Origin of the sequence: Nonomuraea sp. NPDC049725, assembly GCF_040674795.1 — a bacterium.
Lineage (GTDB): Bacteria > Actinomycetota > Actinomycetes > Streptosporangiales > Streptosporangiaceae > Nonomuraea > Nonomuraea ceibae.
Window position 1 is genome coordinate 131,261 of record NZ_JBFANJ010000018.1, and the last position, 18,171, is coordinate 149,431.

General features: G+C 71.9%; 15 protein-coding genes. 11 read left to right on the top strand and 4 right to left on the bottom strand.

Features of this window, described 5'->3' with window-relative positions:
- Positions 1 to 8 precede the first annotated feature (8 nt).
- From AB0J53_RS36460 to AB0J53_RS36495, 8 genes are all read left to right on the top strand, one after another.
- Positions 9 to 884: a LysR substrate-binding domain-containing protein gene (locus AB0J53_RS36460; protein ID WP_364180699.1), complete on the top strand. Its 876-nt coding sequence runs from the start codon at positions 9 to 11 to the stop codon at positions 882 to 884.
- 30 nt (positions 885 to 914) lie between these two features.
- A complete protein-coding gene (locus AB0J53_RS36465) occupies positions 915 to 1,514 on the top strand; it encodes a dihydrofolate reductase family protein (RefSeq protein WP_364180701.1) in 600 nt (199 codons plus the stop codon).
- An 82-nt stretch (positions 1,515 to 1,596) separates the two neighbouring features.
- Positions 1,597 to 2,310, top strand: a complete 714-nt coding sequence (locus AB0J53_RS36470; protein WP_364180703.1) for an ATP-binding cassette domain-containing protein — start codon at positions 1,597 to 1,599, stop codon at positions 2,308 to 2,310.
- Positions 2,307 to 3,050, top strand: a complete 744-nt coding sequence (locus AB0J53_RS36475; protein WP_219500029.1) for an ABC transporter permease — start codon at positions 2,307 to 2,309, stop codon at positions 3,048 to 3,050. The genes AB0J53_RS36470 and AB0J53_RS36475 overlap by 4 nt, the downstream gene beginning before the upstream one ends.
- 33 nt (positions 3,051 to 3,083) lie before the next feature.
- Positions 3,084 to 4,460 carry a hypothetical protein gene (locus AB0J53_RS36480; protein ID WP_364180705.1) on the top strand — a complete coding sequence of 459 codons (1,377 nt, stop codon included), beginning with the start codon at positions 3,084 to 3,086 and terminating at the stop codon, positions 4,458 to 4,460.
- Positions 4,461 to 4,646: 186 nt separating this feature from the next.
- Positions 4,647 to 6,836, top strand: coding sequence for an ABC transporter ATP-binding protein (locus AB0J53_RS36485; RefSeq protein ID WP_364180707.1), 2,190 nt, complete (start codon positions 4,647 to 4,649; stop codon positions 6,834 to 6,836).
- An 11-nt stretch (positions 6,837 to 6,847) separates the two neighbouring features.
- The gene (locus tag AB0J53_RS36490) at positions 6,848 to 8,665 is read left to right on the top strand and encodes an ABC transporter ATP-binding protein (RefSeq protein ID WP_364180709.1); all 1,818 of its coding nucleotides are present in this window, start codon (positions 6,848 to 6,850) and stop codon (positions 8,663 to 8,665) included.
- Between the two features lie 357 nt (positions 8,666 to 9,022).
- Positions 9,023 to 9,673 (top strand): hypothetical protein, encoded by a 651-nt coding sequence (locus AB0J53_RS36495; RefSeq protein ID WP_364180711.1) that lies wholly within the window; start codon positions 9,023 to 9,025, stop codon positions 9,671 to 9,673.
- Between the two features lie 14 nt (positions 9,674 to 9,687).
- Here AB0J53_RS36495 and AB0J53_RS36500 read toward each other — a convergent pair whose 3' ends face one another.
- A complete protein-coding gene (locus tag AB0J53_RS36500; protein ID WP_364180713.1) occupies positions 9,688 to 11,067 on the bottom strand; it encodes a hypothetical protein in 1,380 nt (459 codons plus the stop codon).
- Positions 11,064 to 12,668: a hypothetical protein gene (locus AB0J53_RS36505; protein WP_364180715.1), complete on the bottom strand. Its 1,605-nt coding sequence runs from the start codon at positions 12,666 to 12,668 to the stop codon at positions 11,064 to 11,066. The genes AB0J53_RS36500 and AB0J53_RS36505 overlap by 4 nt, the downstream gene beginning before the upstream one ends.
- 18 nt (positions 12,669 to 12,686) lie before the next feature.
- Here AB0J53_RS36505 and AB0J53_RS36510 point away from each other — a divergent pair, with 18 nt between their 5' ends.
- Together AB0J53_RS36510 and AB0J53_RS36515 are read left to right on the top strand one after the other, a co-directional pair.
- A complete protein-coding gene (locus AB0J53_RS36510; protein ID WP_357586003.1) occupies positions 12,687 to 13,025 on the top strand; it encodes a hypothetical protein in 339 nt (112 codons plus the stop codon).
- A 371-nt stretch (positions 13,026 to 13,396) separates the two neighbouring features.
- Positions 13,397 to 15,670, top strand: coding sequence for a hypothetical protein (locus AB0J53_RS36515; RefSeq protein WP_364180718.1), 2,274 nt, complete (start codon positions 13,397 to 13,399; stop codon positions 15,668 to 15,670).
- Between the two features lie 37 nt (positions 15,671 to 15,707).
- On the opposite strand, the gene AB0J53_RS36520 is transcribed toward AB0J53_RS36515, so the two are convergent.
- Positions 15,708 to 16,874, bottom strand: coding sequence for a DUF418 domain-containing protein (locus AB0J53_RS36520; protein WP_364180720.1), 1,167 nt, complete (start codon positions 16,872 to 16,874; stop codon positions 15,708 to 15,710).
- 143 nt (positions 16,875 to 17,017) lie between these two features.
- Between AB0J53_RS36520 and AB0J53_RS36525 the strand changes: the two genes are divergently transcribed.
- Entirely contained in the window at positions 17,018 to 17,707 is a 690-nt protein-coding gene (locus tag AB0J53_RS36525; RefSeq protein WP_364180722.1) for a ThuA domain-containing protein, read from the top strand.
- Here the strand turns inward: AB0J53_RS36525 and AB0J53_RS36530 are convergent, their stop codons facing one another.
- Positions 17,708 to 18,145, bottom strand: coding sequence for an anthrone oxygenase family protein (locus AB0J53_RS36530; protein WP_364180724.1), 438 nt, complete (start codon positions 18,143 to 18,145; stop codon positions 17,708 to 17,710). It abuts the gene before it with no gap.
- Positions 18,146 to 18,171: the final 26 nt, after the last annotated feature.

The following is an 18,171-nucleotide window of genomic DNA, read 5'->3' on the forward strand; positions in this document are numbered from 1 at the left end:
AGCCGGTGATGGACCTGCGTTCGCTGCGCTACTTCGTGGCGGTGGCCGAAGAACGACACTTCGGGCGCGCCGCCGCGCGGCTGCACATGACCCAGCCGCCGCTGAGCCGGGCCGTCAAACGGCTGGAGGCCGATCTCGGCGCCGTCCTGCTGCACCGCACGCCCACCGGGGTCACGCTCACCGACGCCGGAGCCGTCCTGTACGACGAGGCGCGGGCGCTGCTGGAACAGGCCGAGCGGCTGCGCGCCAGGGTCTCCACCGCCACGCTCACCATCGGCACGCTGGCCGACAGCGTCGAACAGGCGGGCGACCGGCTCGTCGCCGGGTTCCGGGCGCGGCACCCGGCGGTCCGCATCCACATCCGCGAGGCCGACTTCACCGACCCGACCGCCGGGCTGCGGGCCGGGCTGGTCGACGTCGCGCTCACTCGGACCCCGTTCGACGAGACCGGCATCGCGGTGCGCGTGCTCCGGACCGACCCCGTCGGGGTGGTCCTGCGCGCCGACGACCCGCTCGCCGGGCGCGACAGCCTGCGCCTGCGCGATCTCGACGGGCGGCGCTGGTTCCGGCTGCCCGAGGGGACCGACCCCGTGTGGCGCGCCTACTGGGTCCGCGGCGACGGCCCCGTGGTGCGCACCGCCCAGGAGTGCATGCAGGCCGTGCTGTGGAACGGCACGGTCGGGCTCACGCCGCTGGCCCACGAGCTGCCCGACGGGCTCACCTCCGTCCCGCTCACCGACCTGCCGCCCAGCCGTCTCGTCCTCGCCTGGCGGCGCGGCGACGCCAACCCGCTCGTCAGGTCCCTCGTCGCCTTGCCGGATTCTCTTCAGAAAAAAGCTCCCGGCCGTGTCAAGGACGCGCAAGCGGCTACGACCTCCTCATGAGAACGAGCCTCACGAGCTGAAGGAAAGACCATGAGCAAGGTGACCTGTGACCTGGCGATCTCCCTCGACGGCTACGCCGCCGGGCCGAACCAGACTCTGGAGAACCCGTTCGGCGACGGCGTCGGCGACAGCCTGCACGAGTGGATGTTCGCCGACCCCGAGGCCGAGGAGGTCAAGGCCATCACCACGGCCGGCGCGTACATCATGGGACGCAACATGTTCAGCCCCGGCCGCGGCGAGTGGGACCTCGACTGGAAGGGCTGGTGGGGCGACGAGCCGCCCTACCACGCGCCGGTCTTCGTCCTCACCCACCACGGGCGCGAGCCGCTGGAGATGCTCGGCGGCACCACCTTCCACTTCGTCACCGACGGCATCGAATCGGCCCTCGACCAGGCACGCAAGGTCGCGGGCGCGGCCGACGTCGCCATCGCGGGCGGCGCCCACACGGTGAACCAGTACCTGGCCGCCGGGCTGATCGACGAGCTGCGGCTGCACATCGCGCCCGTGGTCATCGGGGCGGGGGAGCGGCTGTTCGACGGGGTCGGGCCGATGACGCTCGAACCCGTCAAGGTCTCCGGCAACAGCATGGTCACCCACGTGACCTACCAGCGACCTGGGTCTACGGCCTGACGTACCCAGGTCTACTTTCCGGTCGGCATCGCTCGACCCGGGACTGATGAGGTACGCGCCCGAATTCGATGAACTTGGGCGCATGATCGAGCTCAGCAATCTCACCAAGGCCTACCGGGATGTGAAGGCGCTCGACGACGTGTCGTTCACCGTCGAGGCGGGCAGCGTGACCGGGTTCCTCGGGCCCAACGGCGCGGGCAAGTCGACCGCGCTGCGCATCCTGGCCGGTCTCGCGCGGCCCACCTCGGGCTCCGCCACCGTGCTCGGGCGGCCCTACGCCGCGCTGCCCAACCCGGCCGCCCAGGTCGGCATGCTGCTCGACGCCGGCGCCCAGCATCCCGGCCGCACCGGGCGGGAGGTGCTCACGCTCGGCGCGATGACGCTCGGGCTGCCCAGAAGGCGCGTCGAGGAGGTGCTCGACCTCGTCGGCCTGTCGCGCAAGGAGAGCCGCCGCACCGTGGGCGGCTACTCCCTCGGCATGCGCCAGCGGCTCGGCATCGGCCACGCGCTGCTCGGCAGCCCCCGCGCGCTCATCCTCGACGAGCCCGCCAACGGCCTAGACCCGCAGGGCATCCAGTGGATGCGCGGGCTGCTGCGCGGCCTCGCCGACGCGGGCTGCGCCGTGCTGCTCAGCTCCCACCTGCTGCACGAGGTGGAGCAGGTCGCCGACGACCTCGTGCTGATCGGCCGGGGCCGCGTCCTCGCCCACGGCAGCCCCGCCCAGCTCAGCCAGGGCCGCACCCTCGAAGAGACCTTCCTCGACCTGACCTCCCACGCCGACCGGAGCCACGCATGACCGCCACCGCCGCGCCGATCCCGTTCCCCAGACTGCTGGCCGTCGAGACGCGCAAGCTCTTCGACACCCGCAGCGGCAAGGTCATGACCGCGATCCTGGCCGCCCTGACCGTCGCCGCCATCGCCGCCCGCGGCCTGGTCGCCGGTCCCGACTACCAGCTGCTCCTCGGCACCGCCGGGATCGGCTACGGCACGCTGCTGCCGGTGCTCGGCATCCTCACCGTCACCGGCGAGTGGAGCCACCGCACCGCGCTGACGACGTTCGCGCTCGAACCCCGGCGGTGGCGGGTGATGGCGGCCAAGTGCGTCCCGCCGCTGGTCACGGCCGTGGTCGCCGTCGCGTTCGCGATGCTGGTCGCGGTCCCGGTCACCGCCGTGATCGCCGGGGTCGAGGGCGTGGCGGCCTCCTGGGAGATCGACGTGGCCGCCCTGCTCGGCTGGACCGTCAGCTGCGTGCTCGGCGTCGCCATGGGGCTGGCGCTCGGGCTGCTGCTGCTCAACGCGCCCGCCGCGATCGTCATCACCCTGACCTCGACCCTCGTGTGGAGCACTGTCCGCCTGCTCGGCGACGTCGGCGCGACGCTCGCCGAATGGCTCGACCTCAACACCGCCGCCACGCCTCTCATGGACGGTGAGCTGACCGGTGGTGACGCCCTGCGGCTCGCCGTGGCGGCGACGTTCTGGATCGTGCTGCCGGGGGTGGCCGGGATGATCCGGGTGGCTCGCAAGGAAGTGACCTGACATGGGGTGGCTTGAGGTGGTTACGATCATCGGATGTCCAAGAAGGCGCCGATCTCCCGCCGGGTGCTGCGGGTGATCGCTGCGGGGGTCAGCGTGTGCGCCCTGGTCGGGGTGGTCCGCCTCACCGTCCCGGCCACCGCAGGCACGTCGCCGGGCCCGGGGGTGGGGTCGGCGGCCGGTTCGGGGGTAGGTTCGCCGGTGGGGGCCGGGGAGCCTGGTGGGGTGCGGCGGCAGCTCGCGTTCCTGCGGTCGGCGCTCGACGCCGGGGCGGGGGACGAGGCGCAACAGCTGTTCCCCGAGGGGTTCTTCTTCCTGCACGCGCTCTACGGCCTGGCCTGGGTCGAGCTGGGGATGCGGGAGCCGGCCGGCGAACGGTCGGACGCGCTGCGGGAGGCGCGGTGGGCGCTGGCCCGGCTCGACTCCCCCGCCGGGCGGGAGCCGTTCAGCCCCGACCTCGTCCCGTCCTACGGGGTCTTCTACCGGGGCTGGACCAACTGGCTGCGCGGCGGCGTGCTGGCGCTGCAGCCCGCCGCCGTGCGCGACGCGGGCGAGGTGCGGCGCTTCGCCGACGACTCGGCCGCGCTCGGCGCCGCCTTCGACGCCTCCCTTGCCGCCTCCCGTGCCGCCTCCGGCTCGCCTTATCTGGCCGCCTACCCGGGGCAGGCGTGGCCCGTCGACTCCACGGTGGCCGTGGCGTCGCTGCGGCTGCACGACGCCCTGCTGCCGCCCCGCTACGGCGGGACGGCGGAGCGGTGGCTGCGGGCGGTCCGGCAACGACTCGACCCGCGCACGGGCCTCCTCCCGCACCGGGCCGCCGTGGCGGAGGGTTCGGCGGGACTGCCCGGGGCCGGGGAGCCGGTGGAGGGGGCTCGGGGGAGCTCGCAGAGTGTGATCCAGCGGTTCCTGGTCGAGGTGGACCCGGGATTCGCCCGGGAGCAGTACGTGCGCTTCCGGGAGCGGTTCGTCGTGTCGCCGCTCGGGCTGGGGCCGGCGACCCGCGAATACCCGGTCGGTCTGGACGGGCCGGGCGACGTCGACTCCGGGCCGCTGCCGCTCGGGGTGAGCCTGTCGGCGAGCGTCGTCACGCTCGGCGCCGCCCAGGTCCAGGGTGACGCCGCGCTCGCCGGGGCGCTGGCCGACTACGGCGAGCTGGTCGGGCTGCCGGTCGGCACGCCGTGGACCAAGCGCTACGCGTTCGGGCTGATGCCCATCGGTGACGCCTTCCTGGCGTGGTCGAAGACGGCCCTGCCGTGGGTGACGCCGCCGCCGTCCCCGCCGGAGGCGACCGTCTCGCCCTGGTGGCCGGCGCCGTTGCTGGCGCTGCTGCTGGCGATCGGGGCCGCCCCCTGGCTCCCGGCCGTGATCCGCCGCCGCCGGGCGGCACGGGCGGTGCGCGCCGTACGAGAGTGAGCCCGCCGGCGGGGGCTTCCGGAGCGGTGCGGATTCCCTGACCCGGGCCCGCCGGGGATGGGCGCTGGGCCTAGGGAAATGCGGCGTACCAGGCATTTTTGGGTGGAAAAGCGTTGGGATTCTGTCGGTGCCGAGTGGTAGAAAACAGGGTCGTTGTCCGCCATTCCGCGGCCGGGGGGCTTGCACGTGACCACCAGCAGTTCGGAGTTCTCCGTCGACGGTCCCCGCTACAACCGGCGCGGCCCGGTGCGCTGGCTGTGGTCACACCTGCGCCGCCACCCGCTCCAGCTGCTCGGCTTCCTCGGCGGGTCGCTGGTCATGGTGGTGCTCAACGCCATGGTGCCGCAGTTCACCGGCGGGGCGTTCGACGCCGTGCTGGGGGAGCGGGCCGAGGCGATCCACGCGCTCGGGATGATCGCGCTCACACTGCTGGCCGTGGTGACCGTGCGGGGACTGTTCGACCTGGTGGCGCGGCTGTCGAGCGAGGTGTTGGCCAAACGACTGGAGCGCGACGCGCGTGACGAGCTCTACGTGAGCCTGCTGGGCAAGAGCCAGACCTACCACAACCGGCAGCGCGTCGGCGATCTCATGGCCCGGGCGGCCAACGACATCCGGCAACTGTCCATCATGATCACGCCGGGGATCGACCTGATCGTCGACTCCGGGCTCACCGGGCTGGTGCCGCTGTTCTTCATCGGCGCGATCGATCCGCGGCTGCTGCTGGTGCCGGGGGTGTTCGCGGTGCTGTTCGCGGGCGCGCTGTGGCACTACATGCGGCAGCTCAACCCGGTGGCCACGCGGATGCGGGAGGAGTTCGGCGACCTCAACGCCGGGCTCAACCAGGCCGTGCGCGGCATCGAGGTCATCAAGGTGACCGCGCAGGAGGGGCAGGAACGGCGCAGGTTCCAGGTGAACGCCCGCCGCTACCGCGACTCGTTCGTACGCAACGGGCTGGTGCAGGCCCGCTACCTGCCGACCCTGCTGTTCGCGTTCGCGATGGCCGGAGGGCTGTGGCACGGCCTCCACCTCCAGGGCACCGGCGTGATCACGCTGGGCGAGCTGGTGTCGTTCATGGGGCTGCTGGCCATGCTGGGATTCCCGACGCAGATGTCGATCTTCACGTTCTCGCTGGTGCAGCTCGGCATCGTGTCGTCCCGGCGCATCCTGAACGTCATCACCTCCGAGACCGAGCTGGAGCAGCGGGCCGACGCCCACAGCGCGCCGATCACCGGCGAGATCGCCTTCGAGAACGTGACCTTCGGGCACGACGAAGGCGACCCGGTGCTGCGCGGCGTGACGTTCACCGTGAAACCGGGCGAGACGGTGGCCATCGTCGGCGAGACCGGGTCCGGCAAGAGCACGCTGACGAAGCTGGTGCCCCGCATCTACGACGTCACCGAGGGGCGCATCCTCGTCGACGGGGTCGACGTGCGCGACTGGGACCTCGACTCGCTGCGTTCGCAGATCTCCACGATCGAGCAGGACATCGTGCTGTTCTCCCGCTCGGTCGCCGAGAACATCGCCTTCAGCCTCGGGCAGCGGGCCGACCGCGAGGCCGTCGTCCGGGCGGCCGAGGACGCTCAGGCGGCCGAGTTCATCGCCGAGCTCGACGACGGCTACGACACCGTCATCGGCGAGCGGGGCGTCACGCTGTCAGGCGGGCAACGGCAGCGGCTGGCGATCGCGCGGGCGCTGCTGACCGACCCGGCGATCCTCGTGCTCGACGACTCGACCAGCGCCATCGACTCCGCCACCGAGGACAAGATCCAGCAGGCGATCGGGCGCATCCTCGACGGGCGCACCACGCTGCTCATCACCCACCGGCTCTCGCAGATCCGATGGGCCGACAAGGTCCTGCTGCTCAGGCGCGGCGAGCTGGTCGACTACGGCACCCACGACGAGCTCATCGAGCGCAGCCGCCTCTACCGGCGGATCTTCTCCCACTACGACGAAGCCGGCGTGAACGACGCTCCCGTCCACGAGACGACCGAAGCGACCGATACGGCCTCCCCGACGGGAACGGCGGAAGCGGCCGATACGGCCTCCTCGCCCGGAGCGGCCGGGACGACCCGCTCAACCGGAGCGACCGAGACAGCCCGCTCGACCGGACCGGCCGAGGCGGCAGCAGCCGACGCGACCGGAGCGGCAGAAGCGGACGACGCGGCGGAAGCGGCTGATACGGGCTCCTCAACCGGAGCGGTCGGTGCCGCGCACTCGCCCGGAGCAGCCGGTACGGCCCGCTCGCCCGGAGCGGCCGGGATGGCGGAAGGCTCCGAGGCGGTCGGGGCCACCGAGGCGGTCGGCGCTGCCGAATCGGTCGACGCCGCTGGGATGACTGAGAACGTCCAGGGCGGGGCGTGGGGAGGGCAGCGCTGATGGGGTTCCTGATGGACGGCCTTGAGGCCGAGGACTACGACCGCACCTACAACGACCGGGATCTGCTTCGCCGCATCCTGTCCTACTTCCGCCCCAAGCTGGGCGCGATGTTCGTGGTCGCGACGATGATCGTGCTGACGTCGATGACGCAGGCGGCGATGCCGTTGGTGGCGAGCTGGGCCGTCGACGCGATCAGCGACGGGACGATCGGCGAGGTGGGCTGGCAGCTCACGCTGGCCCTGCTGCTGGCGGGGGCGCTGGGCTGGGCGTTCAACTACGTACGGCAGCGCAACAGCTCCAGGGTCACCGGGGATGTGGTGCTGCGCCTGCGTGAGGACGCGTTCGACGCGGTGCTGGAGCGTGACCTGTCGTTCTACGACGAGACACCGTCCGGCAAGATCGTCAGCCGGGTGACGTCCGACACCGACGACTTCGCGACGGTGTCGACGTTGACGATGGACCTGATCAGCCAGGTGCTGATGGTGGGGTTCGTCACGGTGCTGCTGTTCGTCCGGAGTGTGGAGCTGGCGCTGCTGACGCTGCTGGTGGTGCCGGTCGTGATGGGGCTGGCGCTGCTGTTCAGGCGGTTGGCGCGGGCCAGCACCCGTAAGGCGCAGCGGTCGCTGAGCCGGGTCAACGCCAATCTCCAGGAGACCATGGGCGGCATCGCCGTGGCCAAGAACTTCCGCCAGGAGCAGCAGGTCTACGACGAGTTCCGGCCGATCAACCGGCAGAGCTATCAGGTGACGCTGCGGCAGGGGTTCGTGTTCTCGGCGATCTTCCCGGTGCTGTTCCTGGTGGCGGGGCTGGCGTCGGTCGCGCTGGTGAAGTTCGGCGGTGACGCGGTGCTCGGCGGCGGGCTGACGGCCGGTGACTGGTACCTGTTCCTGCAGGGGGTGTCGCTCTTCTGGTTCCCGCTGACGTCGATCGCGGCGTTCTGGTCGCAGTTCCAACAGGGGCTGTCGGCGTCGGAGCGGGTGTTCGCGCTGATCGACGCGCCGCCCCGGGTGGTGCAGACGGCGGCGGACGACCCGGGCAGGCTGGCGGGCCGGATCGAGTTCCGGAAGGTGACGTTCGGCTACGACGCCGCCCACCCGGTGCTGCGGGACTTCGACCTGGTGATCGAGGCCGGCGAGACGGTGGCGCTGGTGGGCCACACGGGCGCGGGCAAGTCGACGCTGAGCAAGCTGATCACCCGGTTCTACGAGTTCCAGGCGGGTGAGCTGCTGATCGACGGGCGGGACATCCGCAGCCTCGACCTGCCCGTCTACCGCAGGCAGATCGGTGCGGTCCCGCAGGCTCCGTTCCTGTTCAGCGGCACGGTGGCCGACAACATCCGCTATCCGAGGCCGGCGGCGACCGACGAGGAGGTGCTGGCCGCGGCGACGGCGGTGGGCGGCGGCGACTGGGTGGACGCGCTGCCGCACGGGCTGCGGACCGACGTGGGCGAGCACGGCAGCGCCCTGTCGATGGGCCAGCGCCAGCTCGTCGCCCTGGCCAGGCTGCTCGTGCAGGATCCGGCGATCGTGGTGCTCGACGAGGCCACGGCCAGCGTCGACCCGTTGACGGAGGCGCAGATCCAGGAGGGCTTGGACCTGGTGCTGGCGGGCCGTACGTCGATCGTGATCGCGCACCGGCTGTCGACGATCGAGCACGTCGACCGCATCATCGTGCTCGACCACGGCCGGATCGTCGAGGAGGGCGACCACGCGACGCTGCTGGCGCGGGGTGGCCGCTACTGCCAGGTGTACAACACGTACTTCCGTCACCAGTCGCCCAACTATCGGGCGGGCACCGGCTTCGTCCCCGTGGGCGGCCCAGCCGATTGAATGATTCATGTTTCCGTTCCGGTGTTTTCCCCCGGTCAGCGGAATTTCCGAAACATTCTGTAGCGGGATGATTACGGGGAATTTCAGGCTTGACAGGCGCTTTGTTGGGGCCGAAGCTTCATGAAGACGGCGCTGATCTAGCGTTTGTCAGCCGCCATTCGCAGCGTTCGCGGAATTTCCTGTGGCGTTCTGCTGGACGCTCGGTGGCTGGGGGGTGGAAGGGTGTTGCGGCGGCCTCTTCGGGGGTCGCCGCAACGCCTATAAATCGGAATAAATTCCCCCGATATAATCGCCGGGCGCCCTCTTTTACCCGGGGCATGCGTTTGCCGGGCGGACCCGTGGCAGAGAACAACGGGCATGAGAAGAATCGCAGCCGCGCTGCTCGCTGCCGCCTGCGCGGGGCCGGTATTCCTTCCCCCGCCCGCCGCCACCGCGCACACCGCGGACACCGTGAAACCGGAGCGCGCCGCATTCACCCAGCCGCCGGAGCCGAAACTCCGCACCGGCCGCGCCCGCCGCACCGGCCGGTCCGATCGGCTGGATCGGCTGGATCGGCTGCGGCGGGCGATGGCCAAGTTCCGCGATCCCCGGGTCGCCGAGCGGTACGGCTATCGGCCCACGGACAACTGCGCGGAGCATCCGTACAAGGACGCGAGCGGCAGGCGGCTCGGCGGGATGGGCTATCACTACGTCAACCCCGCGCTGGCCGGGGACCAGGACATCGACCTCTACCGGCCGGAGGTGCTGGTCTACGTCCCGGACGGGCGCGGCGGGCGGAGGCTGGGGGCGGTCGAGTATTTCAAGAACGACCGCGACCAGCTCATCGCGACGGCCGACGACCGCCCCCGGCTGCTCGGCCGCCCGTTCCAGGGGCCGATGGAGCCGCACGAGGACGGCATGGCGATCCACTACGACCTGCACGTCTGGCTGTTCAAGCGCAATCCCAAGGGCCCGTTCGAGCCGTGGAACACGCGCGTGACCTGCCCGGCGGAGGACGTCCGGCGCTGACGAAGGCGGCCCGGTCAGCAGGCCGGGCTGTCGCCGGTGACCCTGCCGTCCAGAGCCTCCCGCAGCATGTCAGCCGACGACAGGAACGTGTCGCGTACCACCTGCTGCTCCCACACGCCGCGCGCGCACCGCCGGAACGACTCGCTGAACTGGGCGTAGTAGGGCGATTTGGGTCTCGGCTCGGCCCGCTCGACCGACTGCCTGGTCGCGGCGGCGAGCTGGGCGAGCTCCTGCGCGGTCGGTGCGATGATCTCCGCGCCGCCCTCGTACCGGCACGGCGCACCGCGGCCCGCCTGGAAGCCGTCGTAGACCGAGGCCAGCACCGGCCCGTAGCCGCCGCAGGCGAACAGGTGGGACTGCACCTCGTCACCGGTGAGGTGCTCGATGAGGTGTTTGGCCGGTTGCAGCTTGTCCGGGGGGATGTGCGCGGAGATGGCCAGCACCGAGCCGCCGAGGACGCCGCCGCGCCCCGGCGGGGCGTGCACCTGGAAGCGCAGCTTGCCGTGCTCGTCGCGTATGCGCGGGTCGGCCGCGAGCTGGTGGTAGGCGATCGGCCAGTTGCGCATGTAGGAGACGGGCCGGACGCCGACCCAGCCGTCCTTGAACGCGGTGGTGCTCGCGTCCTCGTCCAGGTGGAGGGACTCGCGCAGCACGGGCACGTCGGCGCCGGTGCCGAACGCCTTGCGGGTGGGCGACTTCAGCGCTCCCCAGCTCGCCTCGTCGAGGACGACGCCGGTGCGCTCGGCGCCGTCGAGCACCCGCCCGCCGCCGAACTCGATCGTCTCCAGGAAGTTGATCGTGCCGGCCTCCTTGTCGCCGAGCTGCAGCAGGTAGCCGCCGGAGGTCACATCGGTCCGGCGATACTCCAGCGGCGCGTCGGCGGCGAACGGCACACCGTACTGCTTCCCGTCGATCTGGGCCGCCCGCAGCGGGCCGGGCAGGAACGTGCCGGGGTCGTCCAGGTCGATCGGCCGGATGTAGCCGTGCCTGGCGAACTCGGCCACCCACGCCAGGTCGAGCACGAGCACGTGATACTGGCAGCTGCCGGCCTGGGCCAGCGCGGCCATCTGGGCGCGCCGCACGTCGGTGCTGCCGGACAGCTCCAGGAGCTTGGCGGGCGGATGGCCGGGCGGCTTCCTGACGCGGTTCCACTCGTCGAACTTCTCGCGCCGGACGCTGCCGGTGCTGATGTCGTCGCCGGTGGCCACGAGCAGGGCGCCCTCGTCGCCGCAGTCGGCGGGGGCCGTCGTCGGCACCGGGACGGGCGTGACGGGCGGCGTCGGCTTGGCGGCGGGCGGCGCGGCGCCCGAGGGCCAGAACACCCGCATCGTGAACGCCACCACGAGCGCGCACGCGAACAGCACCGCGAAGGGGCGCAGGTCCTCGCTTCTCATCGCCAGCTCCGAACCGTGATGATCGCCCGGGTGATCGTCTCCGTCACCCGGTCGCCCGCCAGCACGCAGTGGTACGGCTTGCCGGTGCCGATCAGCTCCGGCACCGCGCACCGGTTCTGTCCGAAGACGACCACGTACAGGCCGGAGACCGAGGAGGCGTCCTGGAGCGCCCTGCCGATGGCCAGGGCCGCGCCGTCGCCGTTCTCGTCGTCGAACAGGCGGCCGTCGGTGAGCAGCACGACGGGCGAGGCCGCCGACGTGCCCCGGTCACCGAGCCTGCGGAGCGCGGCGGAGACGGGCGCGTCCCACCGGTCGAACGGGGTGTCCTCGATCATGGCGGAGACGGCGCCGAGCTGCTTGCGCGTGCTCTGGGCGGCGATCGCGGTCACGTCCGCCCGGCCGCCGGCCGCCGGGCTGCCCAGCGCGAGCACCTCGACGTGGTCGCGCGGGCCAAGGATGCGGCTCTGGCCGCGCAGCGCCTCGGCGGCCTGGACCCGTACGGGCCGGTCCGCCGAGCCGGAGGTGTCGACGAGCAGCCGCAGGTCGAGCTCGGGCCGCAGGTGGTCGAGCAGCCGGGTCTCCAGCTGGGCGAGCCGGCCCTTGTCGGCCTTGACCGTGCCCGCCACCTGGGTGCCGGGGAAGAGCTGCCGCGCCTTGAGCCATTCGCCGAACTTCCGGACGAGCTCCTGCCGCCCCTTGGACGCCTGGCCGCGCAGGCTCACGCCGACGTAGTGGTATTCGAGCTTGCTGAACGCCGGGTGGTGGACCGCGATGAGCCGTTCGCCGCCGCCGGTGCCCGCGCAGCCGGGCACCCGGCCCGCGTTGTAGTCGTCGACGCTGTGGCTGGGGACGAGCAGGGCGATCTTCGGCCCGCCGGGCAGCTCCCGCGCGGCGGCGTTGGGCGCCGACAGCCGGCTGAACTCGCACAGCAGCGCGGTGACGGTGTCGGCGCCGAGCCCTTCGGCGACGAGCTCGTTCTCCAGCTTCTCGTACGCGCCGGGCGAGAGCTTCAGCCCGCGGACCAGGTCGTCGGTGCCGATCAGCGCGCTCATCGAGGTCTCGGGGAACGGCCGGGCGATCGTCATGCCCATCTTGTCGCGCAGCGTCGCCCACACCTCGGACAGGGGGTAGCGGTCGGGGTACTTCTGGTGGTCCAGCAGCTCCTCGCGGCGGCTCTCGGTCATCGCCAGGACCAGCTCGTCCTGGCCGACGACGAGGTCGGAGCCGCCGTCGCCCAGCCAGGGGACGCCGTCGCCGCGCAGCTCGTCGGGCCCGGTCGAGGAGGTGGCCACCCAGGCGTCCGGCTGGAGGTCGTACAGGCGGGCGTACGGGCGGCCTCGCCGGTCCTCGACGCGCTCCCAGTTGTTGGCGAACGCGTCACGCAGGTGGATCGGGGGAGGCGCGGCGGCCACCGTCATGTGGACGGCCGGGCATCCCTCGGCGTCGCGGTTGTCGTGCACGTACTGCCTGGTGAGCCGGTCGAGCCCGGCCAGGTTCTCGGGGGCGGTGATCAGCCGCAGCTCGGTCGGGGCGGGGCAGGCGCGCTCGGGCTCCGGGCTGATCAGGAAGCCTGCCCACAGGCCGGTGAGTGCCACCAGCACGCCCGACGCGATGCGTGAATGCCGCCTGACGAATATCGGAATGACTCTAATGAGAGATATGGCAAGAAAAAAGAGCGCGACGCCGCCGATCGTCAACAGGGACACATAGGGCGGCAGCGTGTCGTAGAAATTGATGAGCGGCTGAAGAAGGAAGCCCAGGACGGTGCCCACGACGGCCGCGATCATCGGCTCTCCGATGCGCTCCCACCGTCTTCGGTTATCTGGCTGATTATCGCCAAAACGTGCCATATGAGGGGATGCCTTCATGTGATCCGGGATACAGCCGAGCCTAATCCCAAACGAGCACTCGCACGCCCCGGTTCGCCGACGGCTGTTTTCCCGATTTCCGGCGGGTGACCTTCGAAGCCTTTACAGTCCTCACCACCTGCACATGTCGAGGGCTCCACGGGGGCGGCGGTGGAACTGCAAGAGGTGCTGGCGGAGCTCGCGATCAGGGACCGCCTCCGGCGCGGCAGGATCCGGTACGGCAGGCGTACCGGCCCCCTGGTGCTCCAGATCGAGGGCGGCGAGGCCGAGACCCGGGCGTGGCTGGAGGAGTTCCACCGGTCCTACTCGGGCGTCGCGCCCGTCAACGAGCCGGCCGACGTGCCCGCCGCGCCCAAGCAGGTCGCCGACGAGCTGCTCGACATCGCCCAGGGCTGCGGCTACGACGGGCGGCCCGCCTACCACCTCCCGATCGTGTTCCCCGGTTCGCCGTCGCCTACACGGTGCTCGTCGCCTGGGAGCCGGACGAGTCGCGGCGCACCAAGGCCGACCTCAACGCCGAGCTGGAGGAACGGGTCAAGCAGGCGATCGGCGAGGCCCGGCGTGACGTGCTGCGCCGGGTGCGCCAGCGCTTCGGCGGGCTGACCCGCGACCCGTACGTGGAACAGCAGCTCGGCGGGCTGGTGGGGTTCGTGCTGCGGGTGGCGGGGGCGTTCCGGTTCCCGCACTTCCGCACCGTGCGCTGGTACCGCACCAAGGGGTTCGGCACCCGGCCGCTGCGCACCACCCGGGTGCTCATCCGCGAGCTGGCCACCTGGCGGAAGAAGGAGGCGCACGAGCAGGAGCTCCTGCTGGTCGACGCGATGCTGGCCGACATCGACGCCCACTACGGGCTCTTCCGCCGGCTCAACCGGGCGCGCCGGCCCGTCGTGCTGCTGCCGGCCGTGGACCGGGTGCCCGCCCGGCGCGTGATCAGGGACACGCTGCTCGCCGCCTACGACGGCAAGTCACGCGGCCTGCGCGTGCACCCCGTCGTCATCGCCACCTCGGCGCCCGGCGGGGCGCCGCCGCCGCGCGGCGACAACGAGCCCGTCGCGGCCGACGCGCTGGCCGAGGCCGTTCCCGCGCTGTTCGCGCGGCGGCGCGAGGTCGCCGAGGAACGCAGCCGCGACCGCGACGTGCCGCTGCCCAGCAGGCTGCTGCGGGTGACGCTCGGCGCCGGCGCCCCCGCCAGAAAGCAGCGCGTCGGCCGCACCGGCCCGGTCACCGCCGCGACCGTCGCGCTGGCCGGGGCGGCCCTGCTCGGCTACGGCGCGTTCGTCGTGTCCGGGCCCGAGAGCTGCGGCGAAGGGCTGGAGCTGATCGGCGCCGAATGCGTGGGCGTCTCCGACGGCACCGACGTGTTCATGCCCGCCGTCAAGGGCATGCGCGAGGTGTTCGGCAGGATCGAGGCGGAGAACGAACGGATCGCGACCGCCGAGCACGCGACCGTCGCGCTGATGATCCCGATGGAGTCCGGCATCCCGGCCGTACGCGAGCAGATCCTCAGCGAGGTGCAAGGCGCCTACCTGGCCCAGCTCCGCGTCAACGGCCCCGAATCCGCCAAGCCGCCCATCCGCCTCGTCCTGGCCAACCCCGGGAACGGCTACGCCCACTGGCGCGCCGCCGTGGACAAGCTCGTCACCCGCGAACCCCGGCTGCGCGTCGTCGCCGGGTTCAACCTGAGCCTCGGCGACACCCGCGCCGCGATGGCCCACCTCGCGCAGCAGGGCATCCCCGTCGTCGCCGGCCTCGTCACCTCCGGCGACTTCGCCAACCCCGAATCACAGAACCGGGCGGCGGACCCGTTCCCCGGCCTGACCCGCGTCGTCTCGACCGCCCGGCAGCAGGCCGACGCCCTGCTCCGCGCCGACCCCGCCCTCGCCGGCGCCGGGACCGCGCTCGTCGCCGACACCCGGCCCGGCGACAACTACAACGCCTCCCTGCGCCAGGCGTTCACCGAAGCCAGAAGGGGCAGGACCGGCTCCGGAGTGCAGGACATGACCTTCGCCTCACCAGGGCTGGAGGAAGCCGGCATCACACCGAACAAGTTCGCCGACTTCGCGCTCAACCTCTGCCAGTGCAACGCCCGATTCGTCTACTTCGCCGGCCGGGCCTTCCACCTGAAGCTCTTCATCAAGACCCTCGCCGGCACGTACTGCGCCGGCAAGAAGTCCTACACCGTGATCACGGGCTCCGACGCGACCACGCTTGCCAGCCGCCTCAGCGACGCCGAACGCGTCCTGCTCCGCGGCGACCCCGGCGTCGGCAGGCCCGCCGTCTCCGTCGAGTACGCCGCCCCCGCCCACCCCGACGCCTGGACCGCCCAGGGCCCCGACGTACCCCGCTACCTCGCCGAACCCCGCCAGGCCATGCTGGAGCTCCGCGAGTCCGCCGCCGCGCTCGGCAACGTGGACCTGACCGACGGCCGCGCCATCGTCACCCACGACGTCATCCTCACCGCCGCCCGCGAACTGGCCAAGGCCGTCGCCCTCTACGGCACCGAGCTCCCCACCACCGACCAGATCAAGGACGGCCTCCCCAGCCTGCACGCCGCCTACCGCATCCAGGGAGCCAGCGGCTGGATCTGCCTCACCAACGCCGGCAACCCGTACAACAAGGCGCTCCCGGTCGTCCGCCTCGACGCCGCCACCGGCCGCCCCCACCTCAAGACCGTGGCCTGGCCCCTGGGCACACCCCCCGAGAACAACTGCGTCGTCCCCCAGACCACCCCCTGACAGGCCGGCATCCGGTGGCGGACCAGGGGTTCGCGGCTCAGACTCGATCGGCTGCTCGATCAGGGCGGGCAGCCGCCGCCGGAGCCCGGTAGGCCAGGCGGCGCAGCAGGATCTCGGCGGGGCCGCGGTGCCCGGCCCGGCGCATGAGCTCGGCGGCGGCGATCGACGCCACCCAGGTGGCGACCGCCACGCCCGAGGCGCCCGCGAGGCCGAGGTCGTCCTGGAGGCCGAGCCCGTACGGGAAGAAGACGGCGACGAACACGATCGACTGGAAGAGGTAGAAGCTCATCGACCGCTGGCCGAGCGCCTGGACGGCGGTGGACACGGCGTTGCCGGGCCGCAGGGCGACGAGGGCGATGATCGCGGCCATGCCGATGCCGCCCGCGTAGCCGGTGAGCGGCTGGGCGATCGCGGCGGCCCACAGGGCGGCGGCCGAGGGGTCGGTCCAGAGCCCGGTCTGCATGAGCGCGGCCGGGAGGGCGCCGGCGACGGACACGACCGTCGTCACCCAGGCGGCGCGGACGAGGAACGGCCGGTCGGGCTCCTCCAGCAGCCGCCGCCGGGCGGCCCAGACGCCGGCGAGCACCCCGGGCACCACCATGATGACGCCCGCGACCAGCGCGAACGGCCAGGCCGTCAGCCGTTCCGCGAGCAGCTCGGCGAACCCCTTGGCCCCGGCGGCGATGCTTCCGGCCTCGTACGTGGACCTGCCCTGCGACATGGGGAACCACATGGCGAGCGCGACCAGGGCGGTGCTGGGCACCAGGACGATCCCGGCGGTCACCAGGAGCGTCGAGTCCTTGGCGCGCACCAGGCCGGCGAGGAGCACGGACGTGATCCCGTACACGGCCAGGATGTCGAGCGGCACGAGCACCGCCACGTGCGCGAACCCGATCGCGACCAGCCACCACCCGCGCCGGCGCAGCAGCCTGCGCACGGCCGCCGGCTCGCCGCCCCGGGCCGCCTGCCGCTGCGACAACTGCACCAGCGCGTAGCCGAACAGGAACGCGAACAGCGGCCGGGCGTGGTTGTTGACGAAGAACTGGTGGAAGACGCCGACGACGTCGTTGAGCAGGCCGGGCCCCCGGCCGACCGTCTCGACGTAGAGCGGGGCGTGCGCGAGCGCGATGGCCAGCAGCATGATCCCGCGAGCCAGGTCGGGCGCGGGCGCCCGTTCCGCCGATGATGTGGGAATGCCCTGCATGCCTTCGTCCTCCTCAGCCGGATACCCCTGGACGGTAACCGGCCAGGTCAGGAGGCCGGAATGCTGCTGGGCTCAGAATGGGGGTGCAGCTAGGTGCACTCCTGCTCTCGCCCGGGCGCGGCCGGTGGTGCGACGATCGGCGCATGAGAGCACTGGTGGTCAGGGGCGGCTGGGCAGGGCACGTGCCGGTCGAGGCGACGGAGCTGTTCATCCCCTTCCTGGAGAAGAACGGGTACGAGGTGCACCGGGCCGAGTCGCCGGCCGTTTATGCGGATTCGTCGTTCATGTCCGGCGTGGATCTCGTCGTGCAGTGCTACACGATGGGCACGATCGAGCCGGACGAACTGCGCGGGCTGGAAACCGCCGTCCGCGCCGGGACCGGGCTGGCGGGCTGGCACGGCGGCATCGCCGACTCCTTCCGCGCCTCCTCCGACTACCTGCACCTGATCGGCGGCCAGTTCGCCTGCCACCCGGGCAGGCACCCGGACGAGGAAGGCGCGGGCACCGAGGAGCACAACTTCGTCCCGTACACCGTGAACATGCTCCCCGAGGCCGCCGACCACCCCATCACGGCCGGGATTGCGGACTTCGACCTGGTCACCGAGCAGTACTGGGTGCTGACGGACGACTACGTCGACGTGCTCGCCACCACCACGCAGCGGGTCCGGCCATGGGACCCGTGGCACCGGGAGGTCACCTCGCCGGCGATCTGGACGCGGCGGTGGGGCGACGGCCGCATCTTCGTGGCGACCCCCGGGCACAGCCTCGACGTGCTGCGGCACGACAGCGTCCGCACCGTCATCGAACGCGGCATGCTGTGGGCCGCCCGCTGATCACAGGTTGACCAGGCCGACGCCGACCAGGACGAGGCTCGCGAAGCAGGCCACGGCCCGCACGGTGTTCCAGAGCACCCAGCGCGGCGAGTAGTCCTGCCACGGCAGCGTGCCCGCGTCGACGGCGTTGTTCATCGGCACGTTGATGCCCGCCGTGACCAGGAACGAGCCGACGAAGTTCACCCCGGCGGCGACGAAGAACCACATCGCCGCCGGGCCGTCCGCCAGCAGCCCCGCCACCAGCGTCACCAGCGGCGCCCCGATGAACGCGACGTAGAGCCAGGGGTTGAGGATCTTGCGGTTGATGCTGCGCATCACCGTTTCGGCCTGCGCGGGCTCGACGGCGTTGAGCGCCGGCATGACGGACATGGAGAAGGCGTAGAAGAGGCCCGCGAGGGCGCCGTGCAGCACGAGAGCGAGGAGAGGCAGAACGAGCATGCTGGAATCATGACGCACCCGGGATG

What these genes read in the sequence shown, in the direction of transcription:
- AB0J53_RS36460 (WP_364180699.1), top strand. Translation starts at nt 9, where the DNA reads ATGGACCTGCGTTCGCTGCGCTACTTCGTGGCGGTGGCCGAAGAACGA.
- AB0J53_RS36465 (WP_364180701.1), top strand. Translation starts at nt 915, where the DNA reads ATGAGCAAGGTGACCTGTGACCTGGCGATCTCCCTCGACGGCTACGCC.
- AB0J53_RS36470 (WP_364180703.1), top strand. Translation starts at nt 1,597, where the DNA reads ATGATCGAGCTCAGCAATCTCACCAAGGCCTACCGGGATGTGAAGGCG.
- AB0J53_RS36475 (WP_219500029.1), top strand. Translation starts at nt 2,307, where the DNA reads ATGACCGCCACCGCCGCGCCGATCCCGTTCCCCAGACTGCTGGCCGTC.
- AB0J53_RS36480 (WP_364180705.1), top strand. Translation starts at nt 3,084, where the DNA reads ATGTCCAAGAAGGCGCCGATCTCCCGCCGGGTGCTGCGGGTGATCGCT.
- AB0J53_RS36490 (WP_364180709.1), top strand. Translation starts at nt 6,848, where the DNA reads ATGGACGGCCTTGAGGCCGAGGACTACGACCGCACCTACAACGACCGG.
- AB0J53_RS36495 (WP_364180711.1), top strand. Translation starts at nt 9,023, where the DNA reads ATGAGAAGAATCGCAGCCGCGCTGCTCGCTGCCGCCTGCGCGGGGCCG.
- AB0J53_RS36500 (WP_364180713.1), bottom strand. Translation starts at nt 11,067, where the DNA reads ATGAGAAGCGAGGACCTGCGCCCCTTCGCGGTGCTGTTCGCGTGCGCG.
- AB0J53_RS36510 (WP_357586003.1), top strand. Translation starts at nt 12,687, where the DNA reads ATGCCGCCTGACGAATATCGGAATGACTCTAATGAGAGATATGGCAAG.
- AB0J53_RS36520 (WP_364180720.1), bottom strand. Translation starts at nt 16,874, where the DNA reads ATGCAGGGCATTCCCACATCATCGGCGGAACGGGCGCCCGCGCCCGAC.
- AB0J53_RS36525 (WP_364180722.1), top strand. Translation starts at nt 17,018, where the DNA reads ATGAGAGCACTGGTGGTCAGGGGCGGCTGGGCAGGGCACGTGCCGGTC.
- AB0J53_RS36530 (WP_364180724.1), bottom strand. Translation starts at nt 18,145, where the DNA reads ATGCTCGTTCTGCCTCTCCTCGCTCTCGTGCTGCACGGCGCCCTCGCG.